Origin of the sequence: Pseudomonas sp. MWU12-2345 (genome assembly GCF_023242385.1) — a bacterium.
GTDB classification, from domain to species: domain Bacteria; phylum Pseudomonadota; class Gammaproteobacteria; order Pseudomonadales; family Pseudomonadaceae; genus Aquipseudomonas; species Aquipseudomonas gingeri_D.
The window spans coordinates 142,648-162,615 of record NZ_JALLJA010000007.1 but is presented as its reverse complement, the minus strand read 5'-3'; the positions used below and the strand labels follow the sequence as shown (position 1 = coordinate 162,615).

17 protein-coding genes are annotated in these 19,968 nt (G+C 63.8%); 6 read left to right on the top strand and 11 right to left on the bottom strand.

Annotated elements, in window-relative coordinates; translation table 11 throughout:
• Positions 1 to 3 precede the first annotated feature (3 nt).
• The gene (locus tag M5C71_RS16070; protein WP_103499573.1) at positions 4 to 441 is read left to right on the top strand and encodes a heme-binding protein; all 438 of its coding nucleotides are present in this window, start codon (positions 4 to 6) and stop codon (positions 439 to 441) included.
• 110 nt (positions 442 to 551) lie between these two features.
• Entirely contained in the window at positions 552 to 2,039 is a 1,488-nt protein-coding gene (locus tag M5C71_RS16065; protein WP_248768229.1) for a DASS family sodium-coupled anion symporter, read from the top strand.
• Positions 2,040 to 2,124: 85 nt separating this feature from the next.
• Here M5C71_RS16065 and M5C71_RS16060 read toward each other — a convergent pair whose 3' ends face one another.
• The 5 genes from M5C71_RS16060 to M5C71_RS16040 all read right to left on the bottom strand — a co-directional run bounded on the left by M5C71_RS16060 (position 2,125) and on the right by M5C71_RS16040 (position 8,242).
• Entirely contained in the window at positions 2,125 to 2,958 is an 834-nt protein-coding gene (locus tag M5C71_RS16060) for an ABC transporter ATP-binding protein (RefSeq protein ID WP_103499575.1), read from the bottom strand.
• A complete protein-coding gene (locus M5C71_RS16055; protein WP_100941672.1) occupies positions 2,946 to 3,749 on the bottom strand; it encodes an ABC transporter permease in 804 nt (267 codons plus the stop codon). The genes M5C71_RS16060 and M5C71_RS16055 overlap by 13 nt, the downstream gene beginning before the upstream one ends.
• An 8-nt stretch (positions 3,750 to 3,757) precedes the next feature.
• Entirely contained in the window at positions 3,758 to 4,744 is a 987-nt protein-coding gene (locus tag M5C71_RS16050) for an ABC transporter substrate-binding protein (protein ID WP_103499576.1), read from the bottom strand.
• A gap of 298 nt (positions 4,745 to 5,042) precedes the next feature.
• Entirely contained in the window at positions 5,043 to 6,677 is a 1,635-nt protein-coding gene (locus M5C71_RS16045; RefSeq protein ID WP_248768228.1) for a GMC family oxidoreductase N-terminal domain-containing protein, read from the bottom strand.
• 74 nt (positions 6,678 to 6,751) lie between these two features.
• Entirely contained in the window at positions 6,752 to 8,242 is a 1,491-nt protein-coding gene (locus M5C71_RS16040; RefSeq protein WP_103499578.1) for an aldehyde dehydrogenase, read from the bottom strand.
• A 347-nt stretch (positions 8,243 to 8,589) separates the two neighbouring features.
• On the opposite strand from M5C71_RS16040, the gene M5C71_RS16035 reads away from it, so the two are divergent.
• Positions 8,590 to 9,504 carry a LysR substrate-binding domain-containing protein gene (locus M5C71_RS16035; RefSeq protein WP_103499579.1) on the top strand — a complete coding sequence of 305 codons (915 nt, stop codon included), beginning with the start codon at positions 8,590 to 8,592 and terminating at the stop codon, positions 9,502 to 9,504.
• 4 nt (positions 9,505 to 9,508) lie between these two features.
• On the opposite strand, the gene argE is transcribed toward M5C71_RS16035, so the two are convergent.
• The 3 genes from argE to M5C71_RS16020 form a co-directional block, all read right to left on the bottom strand.
• Positions 9,509 to 10,660, bottom strand: coding sequence for an acetylornithine deacetylase (argE, locus tag M5C71_RS16030; protein ID WP_248768227.1), 1,152 nt, complete (start codon positions 10,658 to 10,660; stop codon positions 9,509 to 9,511).
• Positions 10,661 to 11,335 carry a DUF1028 domain-containing protein gene (locus tag M5C71_RS16025; RefSeq protein WP_152742011.1) on the bottom strand — a complete coding sequence of 225 codons (675 nt, stop codon included), beginning with the start codon at positions 11,333 to 11,335 and terminating at the stop codon, positions 10,661 to 10,663.
• A 174-nt stretch (positions 11,336 to 11,509) separates the two neighbouring features.
• The gene (locus M5C71_RS16020) at positions 11,510 to 12,892 is read right to left on the bottom strand and encodes an aspartate aminotransferase family protein (RefSeq protein ID WP_103499582.1); all 1,383 of its coding nucleotides are present in this window, start codon (positions 12,890 to 12,892) and stop codon (positions 11,510 to 11,512) included.
• Between the two features lie 130 nt (positions 12,893 to 13,022).
• Here M5C71_RS16020 and M5C71_RS16015 point away from each other — a divergent pair, with 130 nt between their 5' ends.
• From M5C71_RS16015 to M5C71_RS16005, 3 genes are all read left to right on the top strand, one after another.
• The gene (locus M5C71_RS16015; RefSeq protein ID WP_103499583.1) at positions 13,023 to 13,655 is read left to right on the top strand and encodes a TetR/AcrR family transcriptional regulator; all 633 of its coding nucleotides are present in this window, start codon (positions 13,023 to 13,025) and stop codon (positions 13,653 to 13,655) included.
• Between the two features lie 114 nt (positions 13,656 to 13,769).
• Positions 13,770 to 15,089 carry an NAD(P)/FAD-dependent oxidoreductase gene (locus M5C71_RS16010; protein WP_103499584.1) on the top strand — a complete coding sequence of 440 codons (1,320 nt, stop codon included), beginning with the start codon at positions 13,770 to 13,772 and terminating at the stop codon, positions 15,087 to 15,089.
• Between the two features lie 55 nt (positions 15,090 to 15,144).
• On the top strand, positions 15,145 to 15,582 hold the full coding sequence (locus M5C71_RS16005; protein WP_103499585.1) for a RidA family protein: 438 nt from the start codon (positions 15,145 to 15,147) through the stop codon (positions 15,580 to 15,582).
• 3 nt (positions 15,583 to 15,585) lie between these two features.
• On the opposite strand, the gene M5C71_RS16000 is transcribed toward M5C71_RS16005, so the two are convergent.
• The 3 genes from M5C71_RS16000 to M5C71_RS15990 form a co-directional block, all read right to left on the bottom strand.
• The gene (locus M5C71_RS16000) at positions 15,586 to 16,977 is read right to left on the bottom strand and encodes a PepSY domain-containing protein (RefSeq protein WP_103499586.1); all 1,392 of its coding nucleotides are present in this window, start codon (positions 16,975 to 16,977) and stop codon (positions 15,586 to 15,588) included.
• Positions 16,978 to 17,022: 45 nt separating this feature from the next.
• The gene (locus M5C71_RS15995) at positions 17,023 to 19,422 is read right to left on the bottom strand and encodes a TonB-dependent receptor (RefSeq protein ID WP_248768226.1); all 2,400 of its coding nucleotides are present in this window, start codon (positions 19,420 to 19,422) and stop codon (positions 17,023 to 17,025) included.
• A 105-nt stretch (positions 19,423 to 19,527) separates the two neighbouring features.
• Complete coding sequence (locus M5C71_RS15990) at positions 19,528 to 19,902, bottom strand: DUF2946 domain-containing protein (RefSeq protein WP_248768225.1); 375 nt, start codon at positions 19,900 to 19,902, stop codon at positions 19,528 to 19,530.
• Positions 19,903 to 19,968 lie beyond the last annotated feature (66 nt).

Genomic DNA, 19,968 nt, shown 5'->3' with positions numbered 1-19,968 from the left:
AAGATGCAAACCAAGGCATTACTGAGTGAACAACAGGTGTCGCAAATGCTCTCGGTGGCAAAGGATCTGGCCCAGAGCCGTAACTGGCCCGTGGCAATTGCCATCGTCGATGACGGCGGTCATCCGTTGGGCCTGTTGCGCCTCGATCATACGGCGCCGATTGCCGGTTATATCGCCATGGAAAAAGCCCGCACCGCGGCGCTGGGGCGTCGCGATAGCAAGGTTTATGAAGACATGATCAATGGTGGGCGCCAGGCTTTTCTAAGTGCGCCGAACCTGCAAGGCATGCTTGAAGGCGGTGTCGCCATCTGGCATGCAGGCCACTGCATCGGTGCCATTGGGGTGTCTGGCGTCAAGGCGGAACAGGATGCCGAACTGGCCCGTTTGGTGATTGATACCCTGTTGAGTGCCGCGCTCGACGACAGCGGACTTCACCGATGAGCGGGTGATCCGCAGCCTTGACCTGGCTCAAGCGCATCGCCGGCAATTGATGGCTGAATACGCACACAGTATCCAGTCATGTTTTCGGCATCCTCTGAGGGGAGCAATTGATGAGTGATCCGGGCTCCCAGGCAAAACCCGCGGCAGCGGTGCAATTTCCACTCGGGCTGATCACGGCATGCCTTGCCCTGGTGATCGTGTTGATACTGCCGCTACCGGCGGATTTACCTATAGTCGGGCAACGGATGTTGGCCATTCTCGTCTTCGCGGTGACGGTCTGGGTCACCGAGGCGGTGTCTTACGAAGCCAGTGCAATCATGATCACGTCGCTGATGGCGATTCTGCTGGGTACCGCCCCGACGCTGCAGAACCCCGCACTGACCTACGGCTCTTCGGCCGGCGTCACCATGGCGCTCAGCGGGTTTTCCAATCCAGCCCTGGCACTGGTGGTCGGTGCGCTGTTTATCGCCGCCGCGATGACGCACACCGGGCTGGACCGGCGTATCGCGCTGGTGACGCTGGCGAAAGTCGGCGGCAGTACCTGGCGGGTATTGCTCGGCGCCATGGTGGTCATCGTCTTGCTCAGCCTGGTGGTGCCCAGCGCAACGGCGCGCAGCGCTTGCGTGGTGCCGATCATGATGGGAGTGATTGCGGCCTTCGGCGTTGCCAAACGCTCCAATATCGCGGCAGGAATCATGATCATCGTCGCGCAGGGAACGAGTATCTGGAACGTCGGTATTCAAACGGCCGCCGCGCAGAACCTGTTGACCGTCGGCTTCATGGACAAGATGCTCGGCCAGCGCGTGTCATGGATCGACTGGTTTATCGCCGGGGCGCCCTGGGCCGTCGTCATGTCGGTGGTGTTGATCGTCATTGTCCTGAAAATATTGCCCCCCGAAACCGACCAGGTGCCCGGTGGCAAAGCCGCTATCCTGGCCAGCCTGGCTGAGCTGGGACCAATGACCGGCGCGCAGAAACGCTTGGCGGTTGTTTCTTGCCTGCTGCTCCTGGCCTGGGCGACCGAAGGCAGACTGCATGCTTTCGATACGACCTCGACGACTTATGCCGGGCTGGTGCTGTTGCTGCTGCCGCGTTTCGGGGTCATGACCTGGAAGGACGTGCAAGCCCGAATCCCGTGGGGCACCGTGATTGTCTTCGGCGTCGGCATCAGCCTGGGCACCGCGCTGTTGACCACCCAGGCCGGGCAGTGGCTGGGTGCCCAGGTCGTCGGGCACACCGGGTTGGACAGAATCGGCACGCTGGGGGTTTTTGCCGTGCTCAGCGGCTTCCTGATCCTGATCCACCTGGGGTTTGCCAGTGCTACCGCACTGACCTCGGCGCTGCTGCCGATCCTGATGGCGGTCCTGCACAACCTGCCGGGGGATTTCAGTCGGTTGGGCATGACCATGCTCCTGGGATTCGTCGTCAGCTTCGGCTTCATACTGCCCATCAATGCGCCGCAGAATATGGTGTGCCTGGGCACGGAGACCTTCAACCCGAAACAATTCGCCCGGGTTGGCGTGGTGATTACGCTGATTGGTTATGTCTTGCTGTTGGTGTTTGCCAGTACCTACTGGGCATGGCTGGGGTGGATGTGAGCGGCGTCGGTGATGAAGTTCAGCCCAATCGGCAACGATTGGGCTTGCTTATACGGGGGTAGCTCCCTGCTTGAGCCCTCGCGGCCTAGTGTTCTTCCGGCCCATCATGCAGCAGATGAAAGATCTCCCGCTTCATCCGGATAAACCCCGGGTCCATGACCATGTCCAGGGTTCTCGGCCGGCCTATTGGAACGTCCAGCACCTCCTTGATCCGCCCCGGTCGGGCGCCCATGACGAAGATGCGGTCGCCCAGCAGGATGGCTTCGTCGATATCATGGGTCACGAACAGCACGGTCTTCTTGGTGTGTTCCCAGACCTTGAGCAGCAGTTGCTGCATCTGCAGGCGCGTCTGGCTGTCCAGCGCCCCAAAGGGCTCATCCATCAGCAGGATCTGCGGGTCGTTGGCCAGGGCGCGGGCTATCGCGACCCGTTGCATCATCCCCCCGGAAAGCTGCTTGGAATAGTTATCGGCAAACTTCAGCAGGCCGACTTCATTCAGGTAGTAGTCCACCGTCTCGCGGCGCTCCGCGGCGGCAATGCCACGACGCTTGAGGCCGAACTCGATGTTCTTGCGCACCGTCAGCCAGGGAAACAGGGTGTAGCTCTGGAACACCATGCCACGGTCGGCCCCCGGGCCGTCGACCAACTGGCCACCGACATAGATATCGCCCGAGGTGGGTTCGGCCAGCCCCGCCGTCAGGTAGAGCAGGCTCGACTTACCGCAGCCCGAAGGCCCGACCAGGACCGCGAACTGCTGGTCGGGCACCTCGAACGAGACCTTCTCCAGGGCGGTGAAGGTTCCGCCCGAAGGCGTCTTGTACTGCAGGCTGACGCTGTCGACACGCAGGCGCGGGGCGGCGCTGGGGGCGATGCTCATTGGCGTGACGAGCCGGGGGGATGTTGCCGTTACTGAGCCCATGCGGCCACCTTCAAGCGAAGAAGTCTGAACAATTGATCGGTGACCAGCCCCAACAGGCCGATAACAGCGATCGCCAGGAAAATCACGTCGACCTGGAAGCCGCGCATGGCCTTGAGGCTGAGGTAGCCCAGGCCGCTGGAGGCCGCCACCAGTTCGGCCACCACCAGGTAGGTCCAGGCCCAGCCCATGGTCACCCGCAGGGTGTCCAGCACCCCCGGCAGTGATGCCGGGGCGATCACATGCAGGACCGCATCCATGCGGTTGGAACCCAGGGTGTAGGAGGCGTTGACCAGGTCCTTGGATACGCCCTTGGACACGTCGGCAATCATCACCAGTTGCTGGAAAAATACCCCGAAGATAATCACCGAGACCCGTTGTTCCAGGCCGATGCCGATCCACAGGATGAACAGCGGCACGAACGAGGTGACCGGCAGGTAGCGGATAAAGTTGACCAGCGGCTCGAGGAACGCCTGCACCACCCGGAAACTGCCCATCAGCAGGCCGATGGGCACCGCCACCAGCGAGGAGATGATAAAACCGACCATCACCACTTCCACACTGGCCCAGACATGCGGCCCCAGGGTGCCGTCACGGCTCAGGCGCAGCGCCGCCTCCAGCACGGCGCCCGGGGTGGGCAGGAACATCGCCGGCACCACGCCGCCATAGGACAGCACGGCCCAGAGCCCGATCAGCAGTACCCAGGCCAGTCCGCTGGCGCTCCAGACCACCTGGACCGGCAAGCCGGTCTTGGGCGTGAGGCAGCGGTTCAACCACGAATTACGCTTGGACATGCCGCCTCCTATTTCGGGGTGATGAAGCGATTGTCGATCAGGTCGGCGTAGCTGACGTTGTAAGGCTTGCCTTGCAACTCGCTGGCGGTTTCGTTGGCCAGCTTGAGCACGCCTTCGGCGGCACCCTTGCTGCCATTGCTGCCCAGCAGGGCTTCGCTCATGGCCTGGTCATAGAAACGCACGCCCTTGGCCGCCGAGGCCAGTTCCGCCGGGTCCGCCAGGTAGCCGCCGACGCCCTTGGCCATGATCGCGTAGGCCTCCTTCGGATGTTCCTGGGTGTACTTCACCGCCTTGTACAGGCCGGCGACCAGGGCTTTGACATCTTCCGGCTGCTTGTCGACGACCTCGCAGTTCAAGGCCACCACATCGACGATCACCCCGGGGGTACTGCTGCTGTCGATCAACACCTTGCCGGTGTGTTTTTCACGCACGGTGCTCAGGTGCGGTTCCCAGGTCACGGCGGCGGGTACGCGGCCGGCGATAAAGGCGGTGGCCGCATCGTCGGCGGTCATGTTCTGGATGGTCAGGTCGCTCATCTTCATGCCGGCGTTCTTCAGCAGGTAGTTGAGCCAGAACTGCGAGACGGAGCCTTCATTGACGGCCACGGCCTTGCCCTTGAGTTCCTGCAGGCTGTTGACCTCCTTGCCCACCAGCACGCCGTCGCCGCCATGGCTTTCATCCAGCGCGGCGACAGCCTTGAAGCAGAATTGCGGGCGATACTTGAGGATTTCATCCAGGGTCGAGGCCGAGCCGGACAGCTTGCCCGAGGCCTGCGCGGCCATGTACATGGAAGCTTCCTCGATGGTCGGCAGTTCCACGGTCAGGCCCTTGTCCTTGAAGTAGCCCAGGTCCTGGGCCAGGTACAGGGTGCCGTAGCCGACCCAGGTGGTGTGGCCGATCGACAGGGTGCCGGCCTGGGCACCACCGGCAACGCCGGCGGCGATAGCGGTCAAGGCCAGTGGACGTATGCAGCGCGAGACGAAAGACTTGATCATTGTGCACTCCCGGAATGTTGGTTTTTTAGTTGGTATATCTCGGGGCAGTGGGGCAAGACGCCAAAAACTGAAAAACCTGGGGGCTCTGACGGACCTTGTGCCTCTGTTGGGGCGAGATTGATATTGGCTGATGTGGCGGGCCAGGAAAATGAGTAAATATGTCGTCGCTAAAGAGGAAAAAACTGGGTAGGCCTGCTGGGGCGAAAAGCCTCTGCGGCGGGGGTTCTGGCGGGCGGGCAAGCTGGAAAACGCCGCCGCCCGGCTTCGGGTGGCAGCGTTTTTCCTTGGGGGGCTGCTATCAACCGGTCAGGCGCTCGTTGTCGCGAATGCCGGCCGCGGTCAGGGGGCCACGTAGCAGGATCAGGTCGGCGGCTTTCTCACCGATCATGATGCACGGTGCATTGGTGTTGCCGCTGATCAGGGTCGGCATGATCGAGGCGTCGACCACCCGCAGCCCTTTCAGGCCATGGACCTTCAAGTCCGGGCCGACCACGCTCATGGGGTCGACGCCCATCTTGCAGGTGCCCACCGGGTGGAACACCGTCGAGGCGTAGTCGCGCACGTAGGTCAGCAGCTGCTCATCGGTCTGTACGGCCTCGCCGGGAAGCATCTCTTTACCGCGAATGCCATCGAACTGCGGGGCGGCGAGAATGCGCCGGGCCAGCTTCAAACCTTCGATCAGCACCTTGGCGTCGGCGGGATCGGAGAGGAAGTTGAAATCGATCACCAGCTTGCCGTTGCGGTCCAGGTGCAGCTCGCCGATGCTTTTGGGCCGCAGTACACAGGTGTGGACCGCATAACCGTGGCCCCACTCGAACAGCCGGCCTCGATGGCTGCGATAACCGGGCACGAAATGGAACTGCACATCCGGCAGCATCTCTGCGAGGGGCGTTCGGGCAAAGCCGCCGGCCTCGACATAGTTGGTGGTCAGCCAGCCTTTTTTGGCCAGCAGGTAGCGCAGCGGCGCGCTGAGAATGCTGGGCAGGGAGCCGAGGGAAAAGCCCAGGGTCAGCGGGCTTCTGGAGCGAACGGTGACCAGGCCGTCGAGATGGTCCTGCAAATTCTTGCCGACGCCGGGCAGGTCGTGCTCGACCGGGATCCCGGCGGCTTGCAGTTCCTGCGCCGGGCCGATGCCGGAGGCCAGCAGCAACTGCGGGCTGCCCAGGGCGCCCGCGCAAAGGATGACTTCACGGCTGGCGTGCAGGGTCTGTTGGCTGCCGGCCATTTCGAGCCTGACGCCCTTGGCCGTGCGCCGCTCAAGGATCAGCGAATGCACGGTGCAGTCGGTTAGCACGGTCAGGTTCGGACGATCGATCACCGGTGCGACAAAGGCCCGGTAGCTGGAGAGGCGGCGGGCATCCTTTTGCGTCAGGTTGTAGAGGCCGCAGCCTTCGAGCTGCTCGCCGTTGAAGTCGTCGTTGCGGCGCAGGCCCAGGCGTTCGGCGGCCTGGACGAACAGCTTCGACAGCGGATTGGGATCGCGCGCGGCCTCGACGTTCAGCTCACCGGCGCTGCCATGCCGGTGCGGGTCCTGGCCGAGTCGGTTGTTCTCCGACTTCTTGAAGTACGGCAACACACTGTCCCAGTCCCAGCCGGGGCAGCCGGCCTGCGCCCAGCGATCATAGTCGCTGGCGTGGCCGCGAATATAGATCATGCTGTTCATCGAGCTGGAGCCGCCGAGGGCCTTGCCCCGTGGCGTGTGCAAGGTGCGGCCGGCGAGGTTCTTCTGCGGAGCGCAGAAGAAGTTCCAGCTGTACTTTTTGCTCTTGTAGAGGGTGATGGTGCCGGCCGGCGTCTGGATTCGCGGGCTGTTGTCGTGGCCGCCGGCTTCGATCAGGCAGACGCTGAGGCTCGGGTCGGCACTCAAGCGGTTCGCCAGTACACAGCCGGAGGAGCCGGCACCGACGATGACATAGTCGAAGTGCGTCTTCATGCGCTTTTCCCTGCTGGTTGATGGATTGACGCGGGCGGCGGTGCCGGCCCGCGAGGTGGTGGACTACCGGGGATTCAGCGCAACTGAAACCAGGTGGTCTTCAACTGGGTGTATTTGTCGAACGAATGCAGTGACAGGTCGCGGCCAAAGCCGGACTGCTTGCCGCCGCCAAAGGGCACGCAGACGTCCAGGGCATCCACGGTATTGACCGAGACGGTGCCGGCATTCAAGCGGGCCGCGACGCGATGGGCGCGGTTGAGGTCGTCGCTCCACAGCGACGCGGCCAGGCCGTAGATATGCTCGTTGGCCATCCGTACGGCATGGTCTTCATCGTCGAAGGCGGTGATCGCCAGCACCGGGCCGAAGACCTCCTCACGGGACAGGCGCATCTCGGGGCTGACCTGGGTGAACAGTGTCGGCTGGATAAAATTGTTCGAACCGTTGATCGTCACCTGCTTGCCACCGGCTACCAGTTGGGCGCCGTCGGTGCTGGCGGTGCTGATGTAATCCATCACTCGCGTCGCCTGCCGGGCGTCGACCATCGCCCCCATCCGGCTGGCCGGGTCAAGCGGATCGCCCGGTTGCCAGTGGCGAGTCTTTTCCTGCAGGCGTTCGACGAACTCATCGTGAATGCAGCGCTCGACCAGCAGCCGCGAGTTCGCCGAGCAGACTTCACCCTGGTTGAAGAAAATCCCGAAGGCGGCCTTTTCCGCCGCCAGGTCCAGGTCCTGGCAATCGGCGAACACCAGGTTCGGGCTCTTGCCGCCGCATTCCAGCCAGACCTGCTTGATGTTGGATTGCGCCGCGTACTGCATGAAGTATTTGCCGACCTGGGTCGAGCCGGTAAAGGCCAGCGCATCGATATCCGGGTGCAGGCCCAGGGCGCGCCCGGCCTGTTCGCCAAGGCCGGTGACCACATTGAACACCCCGGGCGGCACACCGGCCTCAAGCGCCAGCTCGGCCAGGCGCAGGGCGGAGAAGGGCGATTGCTCGGCGGGCTTGAGAATCACGCTGTTGCCTGCCGCCAGGGCCGGCGCGACTTTCCAGGCCGCCATGTCCAGGGGGAAATTCCACGGCACCACGGCGGCGATCACACCCAACGGCACCCGGGTGATGGTCGCCAGGGTGCCGGGGCCGGTGGGCGCCACCTGGTCGTAGAGTTTGTCGAGGCTTTCGGCGTACCAGGCAAAGACCTGGGCCGCGCCGGGGACATCGATGTTGTAGGCATCCATCACCGGTTTGCCCATGCTCAAGGAGTCGAGCAACGCCAGCTCCTCGCGGTGGGCCAGGGTCAACTCGCTGAGCCGCAGCAGGATCGCCTTGCGCTCCCTGGGCTGCATCCGGGCCCAGGGTCCGTTGTCGAAACTGTTGCGGGCCACCCGCACGGCCCTGTCGATATCGACGTCCGAGCAGGCCGTGACCCGCGCGAGCAAGGCGTTGGTGGCAGGGTTGATCACGGCGAATGTGGCGCCGTCCCGGGCCGTATGGGCCCGCCCGTCAATACAGGCGACATCGATCAGGCGCTGCTGTCCCGCCAGGCGTTGCCACGTGTTCAAGTCAGTCACTGCACCCTCCAAAATAGCCTCTGATGGGCCATGTCCACGATCCGTTGTGCCGATAGTGGGGGAAGTGCGCGGTCCACGAAATGAGTAAAAATGTCTTCGCTATCGATAAAAAACTCATCAGGCGTGCACTGAAATGGCGCGTGCCTGGACAGGTTTTTTAGCGTCAGGCCCCAGGAAATTAATGGTTTCTCGCGTTTCGTGAACACCGCAGAATCGGCTGGATGCTCACGTCGTCGGGGCAGTGCGCGCGGTACGGTTTTTACCGGTGGCGTGTAAGCTTCTGAGGACCCGGCCCGATTCTTGATGGGCGATGTGGATGCATTCGCTTTGCCATTTCCGAGGTAGCCATGGCCGCTTACAACTTGCGACAACTCAGATATTTCGTCACCACTGTCGAGTGCGGCAGCGTCGCCGAAGCCTCCCGCAAGCTCTATATCGCCCAGCCTTCGGTGTCGACCGCGATCAAGCACCTGGAAGAAAGCTTTGCCGTGCAATTGTTTATCCGCCATCACGCCCAGGGCGTATCGCTGACCCCCAGTGGTGCACGGTTCTACCGCAAGGCCCAGGAGCTGCTGCGGGTGGCCCACGAGTTCGAGCAGAATGCCTTGGCGGACAACGATGTGGTCGCCGGGCAGATCGATATCGGCTGTTTCGAAACCGTCGCGCCGCTCTATCTGCCGCGCCTGATCGCCGGTTTTCGCGACCGCTGGCCGGGGGTGGAGATCCGTATTCGCGATGGCGAACAACAGGAATTGGTGCAGGCGCTGACGTCGGGCAGTATCGATCTGGCCATTCTTTATGAACATGACCTGGACAGCACCATCGATACCGTACCGCTGATGGCGCCGCAGCAACCCTATGCGCTGTTGCCGGAAGGGCATCGTTTCGCCCACCAGGCCAAGGTCTCGTTGCACGATCTGGTGCTGGAGCCGATGGTGCTGCTGGATGTGCAACCCAGTCGGACCTACTTTGTGAGCATCTTCGAGGAGCTGGGCCTGACCCCGCATATCCTGTTCAGCTCGCCTTCCATTGAAATGGTCCGGGGTATGGTCGGGCGTGGGTTCGGCTTTTCAATTCTGGTCACCCGGCCATATTCCGATTACACCTACGACGGGCAGAAGGTGGTACGCGTGCCGTTGGCCGAGCAGGTCACCGGCTCCGGGTTGTCCGCCGCCTGGTTGCGCCGTGGGCAACTGACCAAGCCGGCGCAGTTGTTTGTCGACCATTGCCGCGAGGTCTTGGCGCCCAAGCTGGACGCCTGAGGGATCAGCTTCGCAGCGCCTGGATCAGGCGCTGGAGCATTGCATCGCAGCCCTGGAGCTGCTCAAGGCTGACAAACTCATCGGGCTTGTGGCCCTGGTCCATGCTGCCGGGGCCGCAGACCACCGTCGGAATGCCGATGGCGTCGAACAACCCGCCTTCGGTGCCGAAGGCCACGGTGCTGAACTCGCTCGAGCCACAGAACTGCGCGATCAACCGCGCCGCTTCGCTCTGCGGGTCGGTGGCCAGTCCCGGGTAGGCCGAGAGTTCGGAAAAGCGGATGTTGCTGGCCTCGTTGACGGCACGCATTTTCGGCAGTACTTGTTGTTCGGCGTACTGCTCCAACTGCTGGGCGACTTCACGGGGATCGAGGTTGGGGAGTGCCCGCACTTCGAAATCGAAGCGGCAGTCGGCGGGGACGATATTGAGCGCCTTGCCGCCGCTGATCACCCCGGTCTGCACGGTGCTGAAGGGTGGGTCGAAGCGTGGGTCGTGCAAGTGCGGGGCGCGCAGCTGTGAACCGATACGCCCCAGTTCGCCGATCAGTTCGGCGGCGTATTCGATGGCATTGACGCCCTGGGGGGCGTACGCAGAGTGACAGGCCGCGCCGTGGACATCGCAGCGCATCGCCAGTTTGCCCTTGTGGCCGAGCACCGGCTTGAGTTCTGTGGGTTCGCCGATGATGCACAGCAGCGGCTTGTGCGGCCGCTGTTCAAGTTCGGCGAGCAGCGAGCGCACGCCCAGGCAACCGACTTCTTCGTCATAGGACAGGGCGATGTGCACCGGCATGCGCAACGGCGCGGCCAGCAATTGCGGCACGGCCGCCAGCACACAGGCGATATAGCCCTTCATGTCGGCGGTGCCGCGACCGTAGAGCTTGCCGTCCTTTTCGCTCAGTTCGAACGGCGCGACAGTCCAGGGCTGGGCGTCCACCGGCACCACGTCGGTATGGCCGGAGAGCACGATGCCCGGGCGGTCGTCCGGGCCCAGGGTGGCGAACAGGTTGGCCTTGCTGCGCGCCTCGTTGAAGATCAGTTGGCAAGGAACATCCAGCCGCGCCAGGTAGTCGCGGACAAACTCGATCAAGTGCAGGTTGGACTCGCGGCTGGTGGTGTCGAAGGCGATCAGCGCGGCCAGTAGATCGCGGCTGCTGTTCATCTATTCATCCCCGGGCACGCCGTAGCTGGGCGCCTTGGTCGGGTCCAGGGCGCGGACGATATAGTCCTGCACTTGCGGGCTGTAGTCGGCCCAGAGTTGCGCCAGCTTGCCCACCGGGTCTTCATCCGCCCAGTCGACCCGCAGGTCGATGATCGGCCAGATCAGTTCGCCGACCACCACCATGGCCGCCGAATGCACGGGTCCTGCTTCGCCACCGGCCGCCACCGCGGCTTGCATGGCGGCGACCAGGCGATCGGCGAGTTGCCCGCCGCTGGTTTCGAAGGTGTACACCAGGGCTTCGATCACACCCGGGTTCGCCAGCATGTTTCCGGCGGCCACGCACTGCTCGCCGGACAGCGCATTGTGGCAGCCCAGGGTTTCGCCGCCACTGAAGTGCGCGGTGTTGCCCAGGTGATCGATGGCGGTCAACTGCCTGAATTGACTGTAGCCGTTGCGGGTCAGCGCCTTGTCCAGGGCTTGCGCGGGCGACAGCCCGAGTTCCAGTTGGTCGAGCACCTGCGGGCCGAGGGCGGGTAGGGTGATGTTCTGGGTGGCGACCGCCCCCACGCTGGGGCGCAGCCAGGGGCAGCGGGCGCCGACGGCAATGCTGGATGAACTGATGGCTATGCCCAATTGGCCTGTTTCGGCACAACGGGCGACGATTGAAAACGTCATGGTGGGGTGATCCTGTTTCCGTCCAGAGTCGCCATCCGCGCCCCGGACAGCCTGCGCAGAGGCTGCCCGGGCGGGGATTGGGTATGACTGCATTCTGTCCATCAGCGGCAGCGGGCGAAACGAGGTTTTTTATGGCGCTTGGTTAAGTAAAAACTTGTCAGTGGGCGTCGGGCGTTACAGGCGGCCGTACTCGCGGGCTGTGCGATCGACCGCGATGCGAGTCTTGTCCACCAGTTCGTCCAGCTCCGCCCGCGTGGCGATCAGGGCCGGCGCCATGATCATGCGGCCCAGGGTCGAGCGGATGATCAGGCCTTCCTCGAAACCGATGGTGCGGCAGCGCCAGGCGATCTCGTTCTCGTTGGCAAAGCGCTTGCGACTGGCCTTGTCTTCGGCAAACTGCAGCGCGGCGACCAGGCCGACACCCTGGATTTCACCCACCAGCGGATGCTGGCCGAAGACTTCCCGCAGGCAGTTCTGCAGATAGGGCCCGGTGTCGGTTTTCACCTGCTGCACCACGCCTTCATCACGCAAGGCCTTCAAGTTGGCAATGGCCACTGCCGCCGCCACCGGGTGGCCGGAGTAGGTCAGCCCGTGGGCGAAAACACCGCCTTTTTCCACCAGGGCTTCGGCCATGCGCCGCGACAGGATCAGGCCACCCATGGGGATGTAGCCCGAGGTCAGGCCCTTGGCAATCGACAGCGTATCGGGCTCGAAGCCGAACGTCTGGTGGGCGAACCATTCGCCGGTTCGGCCAAAGCCGCCGATGACTTCGTCGGCGCACAGCAGCACGTCGTACTGACGGCAGATGCGCTGGATTTCCGGCCAATAGGTGGCGGGGGGAATGATCATGCCGCCGGCACCCTGGAAGGGCTCGGCGACAAAGGCGGCGACCTTGTCGGCCCCCAGTTCGAGGATTTTCTCTTCCAACTGGCGGGCCGCGCGCAGGCCGAATGCCTCCGGGCTCAGGTCACCGTCGTGGGCGAACCAGTAGGGCTCGTCGATGTGCGCCACATCCGGGATGGTGCCGCCCATTTCATGCATGAATTTCATGCCGCCCAGGGCGGTCGCGGCCAGGGTCGAGCCGTGGTAGCCGTTCCAGCGGCCGATCATGACTTTTTTCTCCGGCTTGCCCATCACCTGCCAGAACCGGCGCACCGTGCGGATCAGCACCTCATTGGCCTCTGAGCCGGAGTTGGTATAGATGGCGTGGCTGTAGTGGGACGGCAACAGGCTGAACAGCAACTCGGAGAGTTCGATCACCGCCGGGTGGGTGGTGTGGAAGAACATATTGTAATAGGGCAGTTGTTCCAGCTGCGCGTGGGCGGCGGCCGCCAGGTCCTTGCGGCCATAGCCGAGGTGGGTGCACCACAGGCCCGACATGCCGTCCAGGTAGCGCTTGCCATCATTGTCCCAGAGCGTCAGGCGGTCGCCGCCGACCATCACCCGCGGGCCTTGCGCATTGAGCGCTTTCTGGTCGACGAACGCATGGATGTGGTGGGCGGCATCGGACGCCTGGTAGTCGCGGGTGCTGCGATTGGGGTCGAGTTCGGCGGACATGGACTATCTCCTTGGGGTGGGGTGGCTAAATAATATTTGGCACTTAAAAATATTTTTGTAAAGAAAATATTTGTTGGTGGAAAACTATTTCAGTAGGCTTGGACCTACGAAAAATCACCTCAGGACCTACATGAGCGGACTCAGAGAGCGGCAAAAGGAACAGCGCCGGCAAGTGATCGCCGAGGCCGCGCTGCTGCTGTTCAAGGCCAACGGTTTCGCCGCCACCAGCCTGGAGCAGATCGCCAACCAGGCCGGGGTCTCGGCACCTACGGTGGTGAATTATTTCGGCGGCAAGCAGGAGATTCTCGTGGCCTTGCTCAAGGCCCCCGACGAGCAGGCGATGCGCGAGGCGCGCGCCCATCTCGATGACAACAGCGACCCGCTGGAGGCCTTGTGCGAGCTTGAAGGGCTGATGACCCATTATCAGTTGCAGGCCATGCCCGCTTCCCTGTGGCGGGAGCTGGCGCCGTCGCTGTTTACCGGCGAGCTGTCCCAGGCCTTGCAGCCGTGGAACAGCGCGGTCATCGAGGAAACCAAAGCGCTGCTGGTGCACTTTCAACGCCTGGGCAAAGTGCGCGACAGCGTGGATATCGAGGTGGCGGCGACACTGTTCAACCAGTACGCCAATGTCGCCTTTATCCGCCTGGCCACTGAACCGACCCCGGACCGTGAGGCCCACGCCCGGCACATGCGCAGTGTCCTGGGGCTGATGTGCCACGGCATGCTGGTCCAACAGGAGGGGGCCACTCCAGCGCCGGCCTGAGGTTTCCCCCCAGGCCTAGTTTTTTCCTGCCTTGCGACGACAAAAATCATAATTTCGCTATTCCCTGTATCTGCACAGAATGCCTGCACACTCGCCTTCGAGAAGGACACAGGCATGACAGCTGGAATCATTGAAATCGATACGCTTGTTGTGGGCGCCGGCCAGGCCGGCGTGGCCATGAGCGAGCATCTAAGCAAACTCGGCGTGCCGCACCTGGTGCTCGAACGCAATCGTATTGCCGAAGCCTGGCGCAGCGGCCGCTGGGATTCGCTGGTGGCCAATGGGCCGGCCTGGCACGATCGTTTTCCAGGCCTGGAGTTCGATGATCTCAGTCCGGATGCCTTCGCCCCGAAAGAGCGGGTGGCGGATTATTTCGAGGCCTATGCCCGCAAGTTCAATGCGCCGATCCGCACCGGTGTGGAAGTGAAAAAGGTCGAGCGCAATAGCGGCCGGCCGGGCTTCACCGTGGAAACCTCCGAGGGCGTGATCCAGACCCGTCGCGTGGTGGTGGCCACCGGGCCGTTCCAGCGCCCGGTGATTCCGGCGATTGCGCCCCAGGACCCCGGCCTCAACCAGATCCACTCCGCGCAGTACCGCAATCCCCAGCAATTGCCCGCGGGCGCCGTGCTGGTGGTGGGTGCCGGTTCTTCGGGGACGCAGATCGCCGATGAGCTGCAACGCGGCGGCCGCACCGTGTACCTCTCGGTGGGCCAGCACGACCGGCCTCCACGGGCCTATCGCCAGCGGGATTTCTGCTGGTGGCTGGGAGTGCTCGGCGAATGGGATGCGGCGGCCATGAAGCCGGGTAGGGAGCACGTGACCATTGCCGTCAGCGGCGCCGACGGCGGGCGCACGGTGGACTTCCGCGAGCTGGCCCAACGCGGCCTGAAACTGGTGGGGCTGACCCGGTCGTTCGATAACGGTGTGGTCAGCTTCCAGGCCGACCTGGCGGACAATCTGGACCGGGGCGACGAGAATTATCTCGCGCTGCTCAATGCCGCTGACGCCTATATAGAGCGCAATGGCCTGGACCTGCCGGCGGACCCGGAAGCCCGTCGCACCTTCCCGGATCCCGAGTGTGTGACCCGGCCGATCCTCCAACTCGACCTGGGCGAAGCGGGCATCACCACGATTATCTGGGCCACCGGCTTTGCCACCGATTACAGCTGGATGAAGGTCGATGCCTTCGACGACAAGGGCAAGCCACGCCATCAGCGCGGTGTGTCCAGCGAGTCGGGGATCTACTTTCTCGGGCTGCCGTGGCAGTCACGCCGGGGTTCGTCGTTTATCTGGGGTGTTTGGCATGATGCCAAATACATCGCCGATCAGATTGCCATCCAGCGCCAGTACCTCACCTATCGCGATGCCGCCCAGCGTGAGGCGGATATGGCCGCTGCCAGCCCCTCAGTGACCCGGTCCGCCGTCAGCGCTTGATGTCCGCCAGCCGCACTGCGCTGTGCGGCGTTGTCTTTCTTTCGAGGAGTTATCAATGTCCACGCCCACCCATACGCGTATCCGCATGTTCAACACCAAGGACACCTACCCGAACCAGTCGCTGGACAATGACCTGTGCCAGGCCGTGCGGGCGGGCAACACGGTGTATGTCCGTGGCCAGATCGGCACCGATTTCGACGGCAATCTGGTGGGGCTCGGCGACCCCGGGGCGCAGGCCGAGCAGGCGATGAAAAACGTCAAGCAACTGCTGGAAGAGGCCGGCTCGGACCTCTCCCATATCGTCAAGACCACCACCTATATCATCGACCCGCGTTACCGCGAGCCGGTGTACCAGGTGGTCGGCAAATGGCTCAAGGGGGTGTTCCCGATCTCCACCGGCCTGGTGATCTCGGGGCTTGGCCAGCCGCAATGGCTGATGGAGATCGACGTGATTGCGGTGATCCCCGACAACTGGCTGGCGCCCCGGGCCTAGGCCTTATCCGGCGGCCAGGCCGAGGAAGTTGCGTAGCGGCCTGACCCGTGACAGCAGGCAACGCTCCAGCAGCCATAGCACCAGCATGGAAGCGCCGAGCAAGGGCAGGTACAGGCCGAGCAGCACCAGCACACCGAGCATGACGGCCGGATAACGGCTTTCGGCCAGGGCCGGCGGTGCGCCGAGGGCGCCCTGGGGACGTCGGCGCCACCAGAGCACCAGGGCGCTGAGGGACAGGGTCATCAGGCCGAAGGTGGTGAGCAGGCCGAGCAACTGGTTGGCCAGGCCGAACAGTTGGCCTTCGTGGACCGCCACGCCGTAGCCGATGACACGGTCGAGCAGGGGACGCTGGCTGAAGTCGACACGCTTGAGCACCGTGCCGCCGACCGGGTCTAGCGTCAGGTTGACCCGCTGTGGGCGGTTTGCCGTGTCGGAGCGTGCGGCCCATTTCGGCGACTGCGCCGAGGGCGGGGTGATCAGAACCGGCGACGGCAGGTGTAGCGCCTGGACCATTGGCACCAGGCGCTCCAGCGGGCTGTAATCCGGAGTGCCGGGTGTGCTCGTCGGCATAGGCATCGGCATATCGTGATGCATGCCAGGCATATTGGCGTGCTCGTCGGTCATGGGCATGTTCATCGCCCGCCGCTGGGCCATTTCCGAAGCCCGGCCGGTGGTCCAGTCCTGTTCCACGGCGTGGCTCGCGGCCCACTGCCGCACTTCCTTGAGGGCGCCGCCCCAGACCGTCGCCCAGGGCAGGCCGCTGAGAATCAGCAGGACGGCGAACAATGAAATCCAGAACCCGACCACGGCATGCAGGTCCCGCCAGAACAACCGGCCACGCTGCTTCAACCGTGGATAGACGACGCCGGCCAGGCGACCGCCTTTCGGCCACCAGAGATAGAGCCCGGAAAGCAGCATGACAATGGTCCAGCCGGCGGCCAGTTCCACCAGCGCCGAACCCAGGCCGCCCATCAGCAATTCACCGTGCAAGTGGAACAGCTGGCGGGTGAAACGCTCGTCATCCGCCACCTGGCGCACCACCTTGGCCGTCACCGGGTCGATATAGACCCGCTGCAACGCATCGCCTTTACCCACCAGGATCTGCACGGCCTCGGTCGGACCGTCAGGCAGTTGATAGGCGTTGAGTACGCTGCCGGGCACCAACGCCAGGGCCGCTTGTATCTGTTCACTGATCGGACGCCGTGGCGCATCGGCCTGGACGTGGTTGTAGGGGCTGTCGAGCAAGGCGTCGATCTGCGGACGGAACAGGTAGATCGAACCGCTCAGCGACAGGGCGAGGACAAAGGGAATGCAGAACAGGCCGGCATAGAAATGCCAGCGCCAGATCAGCCGATAGAGCCCTGCGCGCTTGTTGGCCGTTGTGAGAGTGGTCATGGGGCGAGGCTCCCGCTCTGGTGAATGGCGTCGTGCAGTGCCGGATCAATAGTCATAGTTGAGCCCCAGGAAGGCGGTGCGCTGCTGATAGGGATGCGGGCTGACGAAGTACTTTTCATTGCCCAGGTTGTCGACGCCGGCCGAGGCCGTCAGGTGCGCGTCGATCTTGTAGCTGGCCTTGATGTCGAACACGCTGTAGCTGCTGATGCCGCCATAGGTGTCATGGTTGCTGTCGGTGTTCAGCAGGGTGCTGTAGGCGCCGCTGGAGTAGCGGTAGCCGAGGGCGTAGGTCAGCTGCGCGTTCTGGTGGTAGACCGCCGAGATCCGGCTGCGCCAGCGCGGGATACGCGGGAACTCCTTGCCTTCGGCGGCCGGCGCTAGGCTGTCCTGCTGCACCTCGGATTCGGCATAGGTGATGCTGCCCGACAGGTCCAGTCCGTCGAGGCCGACGTCGTGGGCATCGAGGACGGTTTCCACGCCACGGATACGTGCGCGGTCGATGTTCTCGACCTGGGTCAGGTTGGGGCTGACCGTGGTGTCGGTCTGCGAGAACAGGGCGTTGCGGCGATTCTCCTGGAACAGCGAGACGCGCATCTGGTACTGGCTCCAGCTGTACTGCGTGGTCCAGTCGTAGGATTGCACGTCCTCGGGTTTGAGGTTGGGGTTGTTCTGTACCAGCTGGTTGCCGCTGGTGACCTGCTGGAACAGCTCGGTCACCGTCGGGTAGCGCACCGCGCGGCCGTAGGACAAGCGTGTTTGCAGTTCCGGAGTGATGTCGAAGGCCAGCGCCGCCTTGGGCGAGAAGTTGTGGCGACGCTGGTCGGGGTAGCTGACCTGGGCCGGGGTGGTCGCGGTGTTGAGGTTGAAGCCGTCGAAGGCTTGCCAGTATTCCTCGCGGCCACCGAGGGTCAGGGTCCAGCGCGGCGCCAGTTTCCAGACGTCCTGCAGGTACAGTGCCTGGGTGCGGGTCTCGCCGCCGGAGGCCGCGCTCTTCGCTCCGCCATTGCCGTTCTGCCAGTCGCTGACCTGGTAGGTGTCCTGCTTCAGCAGGTAGTCATCGATGTGATAGCCGAAGGTGACTTCATGGGCCTGGCCGAACAGCGGTTGCGGACGCCAGATCCCGCGCAGCTCTCCGGTCTGCCAACCGGTACCGTCCTGCACCTGGCGGGTGCCGGCCGAGGTCTGGCCATAGTTGGAAGCCGAGCGCGATTCTTCGTTGAGGTACTGGTAGTTGCTGTAGGCGGCATGCCAGTCGAACGGGCCCCGGGTATCGCTGCCCACCGACAGGGCATTGAGGATATGCAGCTCGTCGGTGCTGCCGGGGTTGAGGCCGGACACCGTGTAGGCCTTGCCGCCGATATTCACCGGGCCGTTGTAGAAGGTCTGGCCGGTGGCGCTGTTTGTCAGGTAGCTGTCGACGCTGGTATGGGACTCGTCGGCCCACAAACCCAGGGTGTAGATCGCGGTGACGTCCGGGTTGATGTCCCAGCCAAGCTTGAGCTTGCCCTGGTCCTGGACGCTGTGGTCGATGGAATAGCCGCCGAACACCAGGCGCGGGTTGCCATTCTGGTCGGTGTCCTGCTGCGCGCCGCTGACGCGGGTGGCCGAGGCCGCGGCGGTCCTGCTCGAGAGGCTGGAGGTGGCAAAGCTCATCGGCTGGCCCTGGGCGTCGAGATGGTCGTAGGAGACCCAGGCCGAGAACGGCCCGACGCGGTTGCCGCCGGCCAGGCTGACGTTGCCGCTGTTGTAGTTCTCGTGGGTGCCGTAGAGCTTGAAGTCCTGTTGCGCGCCGGTGATCGCCGCGTGGAATTCCGGGCGGGTCGGCATGCGGGTTTCCAGGGTGACCACGCCGCCCAGGGAGTTGCCCGGGTAAAGCGCGCTGAACGGCCCATACATGACGTCGACCCGGGAAATCTCGCTGGGCGAGACCAGGCCCCAGCGCGGCGGGAAGCTGTAGCTGTTGCCCAGCAGGTTGGAGAGCAGCAGGTCGTCGGCGTAGACCAGCGACTGGGCGCTGGACACGGTCCCGGTGGTGCGGGTGGAGACGATGCCGTTGCGGTCGCCGATATAGCGTTCGCGCACTTCGAGGCTCGGCAGGTATTTCAGGGCCTCGGCCGAGGTCATCAGGTTGACGCTGTCCTGGATCTGCTCGGCGCTGCGGCTTTCCACCACCGCCGGGGCGATGGCGATGGCATGGGGCAGCGGCTGTACCTGGTCGTCGGCGGTCACCGTGACATTGCCGAGGACGATGGGGTTGGCGTCGGCACTGCTGGTGCTCGGCGCCGGGGTGTCGGCGTGTACCGGCAGGGCGGTCGGCAGCAGCACCAGGCCGCTGGCCAGAGCCGAGAGCAGGGCGTGGTTCAGGGTTGACAGGCGTCCAGCCGGCAAAAGGGCGGCCGGACGCTTCAACGCGCCGAGGGCGCGTTGCTGGGGAGTCATGGGCATCGGTATGGATCCGTGATTCAGGGCGACAAAACACGCGGAAAAACCACGGGCGCCAGGGCGCTCGCGGTGTTCAGCGGATGGTTTGTTGTTGGGGAACTGCCTGGATCAGGCCTGGGGCGGCCCGCGCGGACACAGGTCCAGGGGCCATTGATAGGCCGGGTTGGGTGTTTTGCAGGAAACAAGGGTGGGGGTGGCCGGCACCAGCGGCGGCAGTACCGCCACGGCCCAGAGCAGGGCCGGGCTGTCGTGAAACAGTGAGCAGTAGCCGCAGGCGTCGAGCGTCTCGTGGGTGCCGTTATGCTCGTGCCCGCCCGAAGGGTGGGACATGTCCATGGCATGTGCGGGGCACTCGATGCCACTCGGTGGCTGGTGCTCCAGGGCCTGGACGGTACGGGAAATCGTCGGCACGAACAGCAGCAGACCCAGGGCCAGCATGGCCATCCAGGTTGCGAATCGCTGCTGGGTTCGAGTGCGGGGCACGTGGGTTCCCGGTCAGGGGTAGGAAGAGGGCTGTGATCTTGCCACGTCGAGCGCGACTGGCAAAGG

Excerpts from the sequence above, each read along its gene's own strand:
- M5C71_RS16070 (WP_103499573.1), top strand. The coding sequence starts at position 4 with ATGCAAACCAAGGCATTACTGAGTGAACAACAGGTGTCGCAAATGCTC.
- M5C71_RS16065 (WP_248768229.1), top strand. The coding sequence starts at position 552 with ATGAGTGATCCGGGCTCCCAGGCAAAACCCGCGGCAGCGGTGCAATTT.
- M5C71_RS16060 (WP_103499575.1), bottom strand. The coding sequence starts at position 2,958 with ATGGGCTCAGTAACGGCAACATCCCCCCGGCTCGTCACGCCAATGAGC.
- M5C71_RS16055 (WP_100941672.1), bottom strand. The coding sequence starts at position 3,749 with ATGTCCAAGCGTAATTCGTGGTTGAACCGCTGCCTCACGCCCAAGACC.
- M5C71_RS16050 (WP_103499576.1), bottom strand. The coding sequence starts at position 4,744 with ATGATCAAGTCTTTCGTCTCGCGCTGCATACGTCCACTGGCCTTGACC.
- M5C71_RS16045 (WP_248768228.1), bottom strand. The coding sequence starts at position 6,677 with ATGAAGACGCACTTCGACTATGTCATCGTCGGTGCCGGCTCCTCCGGC.
- M5C71_RS16035 (WP_103499579.1), top strand. The coding sequence starts at position 8,590 with ATGGCCGCTTACAACTTGCGACAACTCAGATATTTCGTCACCACTGTC.
- argE (WP_248768227.1), bottom strand. The coding sequence starts at position 10,660 with ATGAACAGCAGCCGCGATCTACTGGCCGCGCTGATCGCCTTCGACACC.
- M5C71_RS16025 (WP_152742011.1), bottom strand. The coding sequence starts at position 11,335 with ATGACGTTTTCAATCGTCGCCCGTTGTGCCGAAACAGGCCAATTGGGC.
- M5C71_RS16020 (WP_103499582.1), bottom strand. The coding sequence starts at position 12,892 with ATGTCCGCCGAACTCGACCCCAATCGCAGCACCCGCGACTACCAGGCG.
- M5C71_RS16015 (WP_103499583.1), top strand. The coding sequence starts at position 13,023 with ATGAGCGGACTCAGAGAGCGGCAAAAGGAACAGCGCCGGCAAGTGATC.
- M5C71_RS16010 (WP_103499584.1), top strand. The coding sequence starts at position 13,770 with ATGACAGCTGGAATCATTGAAATCGATACGCTTGTTGTGGGCGCCGGC.
- M5C71_RS16005 (WP_103499585.1), top strand. The coding sequence starts at position 15,145 with ATGTCCACGCCCACCCATACGCGTATCCGCATGTTCAACACCAAGGAC.
- M5C71_RS16000 (WP_103499586.1), bottom strand. The coding sequence starts at position 16,977 with ATGACCACTCTCACAACGGCCAACAAGCGCGCAGGGCTCTATCGGCTG.
- M5C71_RS15995 (WP_248768226.1), bottom strand. The coding sequence starts at position 19,422 with ATGCCCATGACTCCCCAGCAACGCGCCCTCGGCGCGTTGAAGCGTCCG.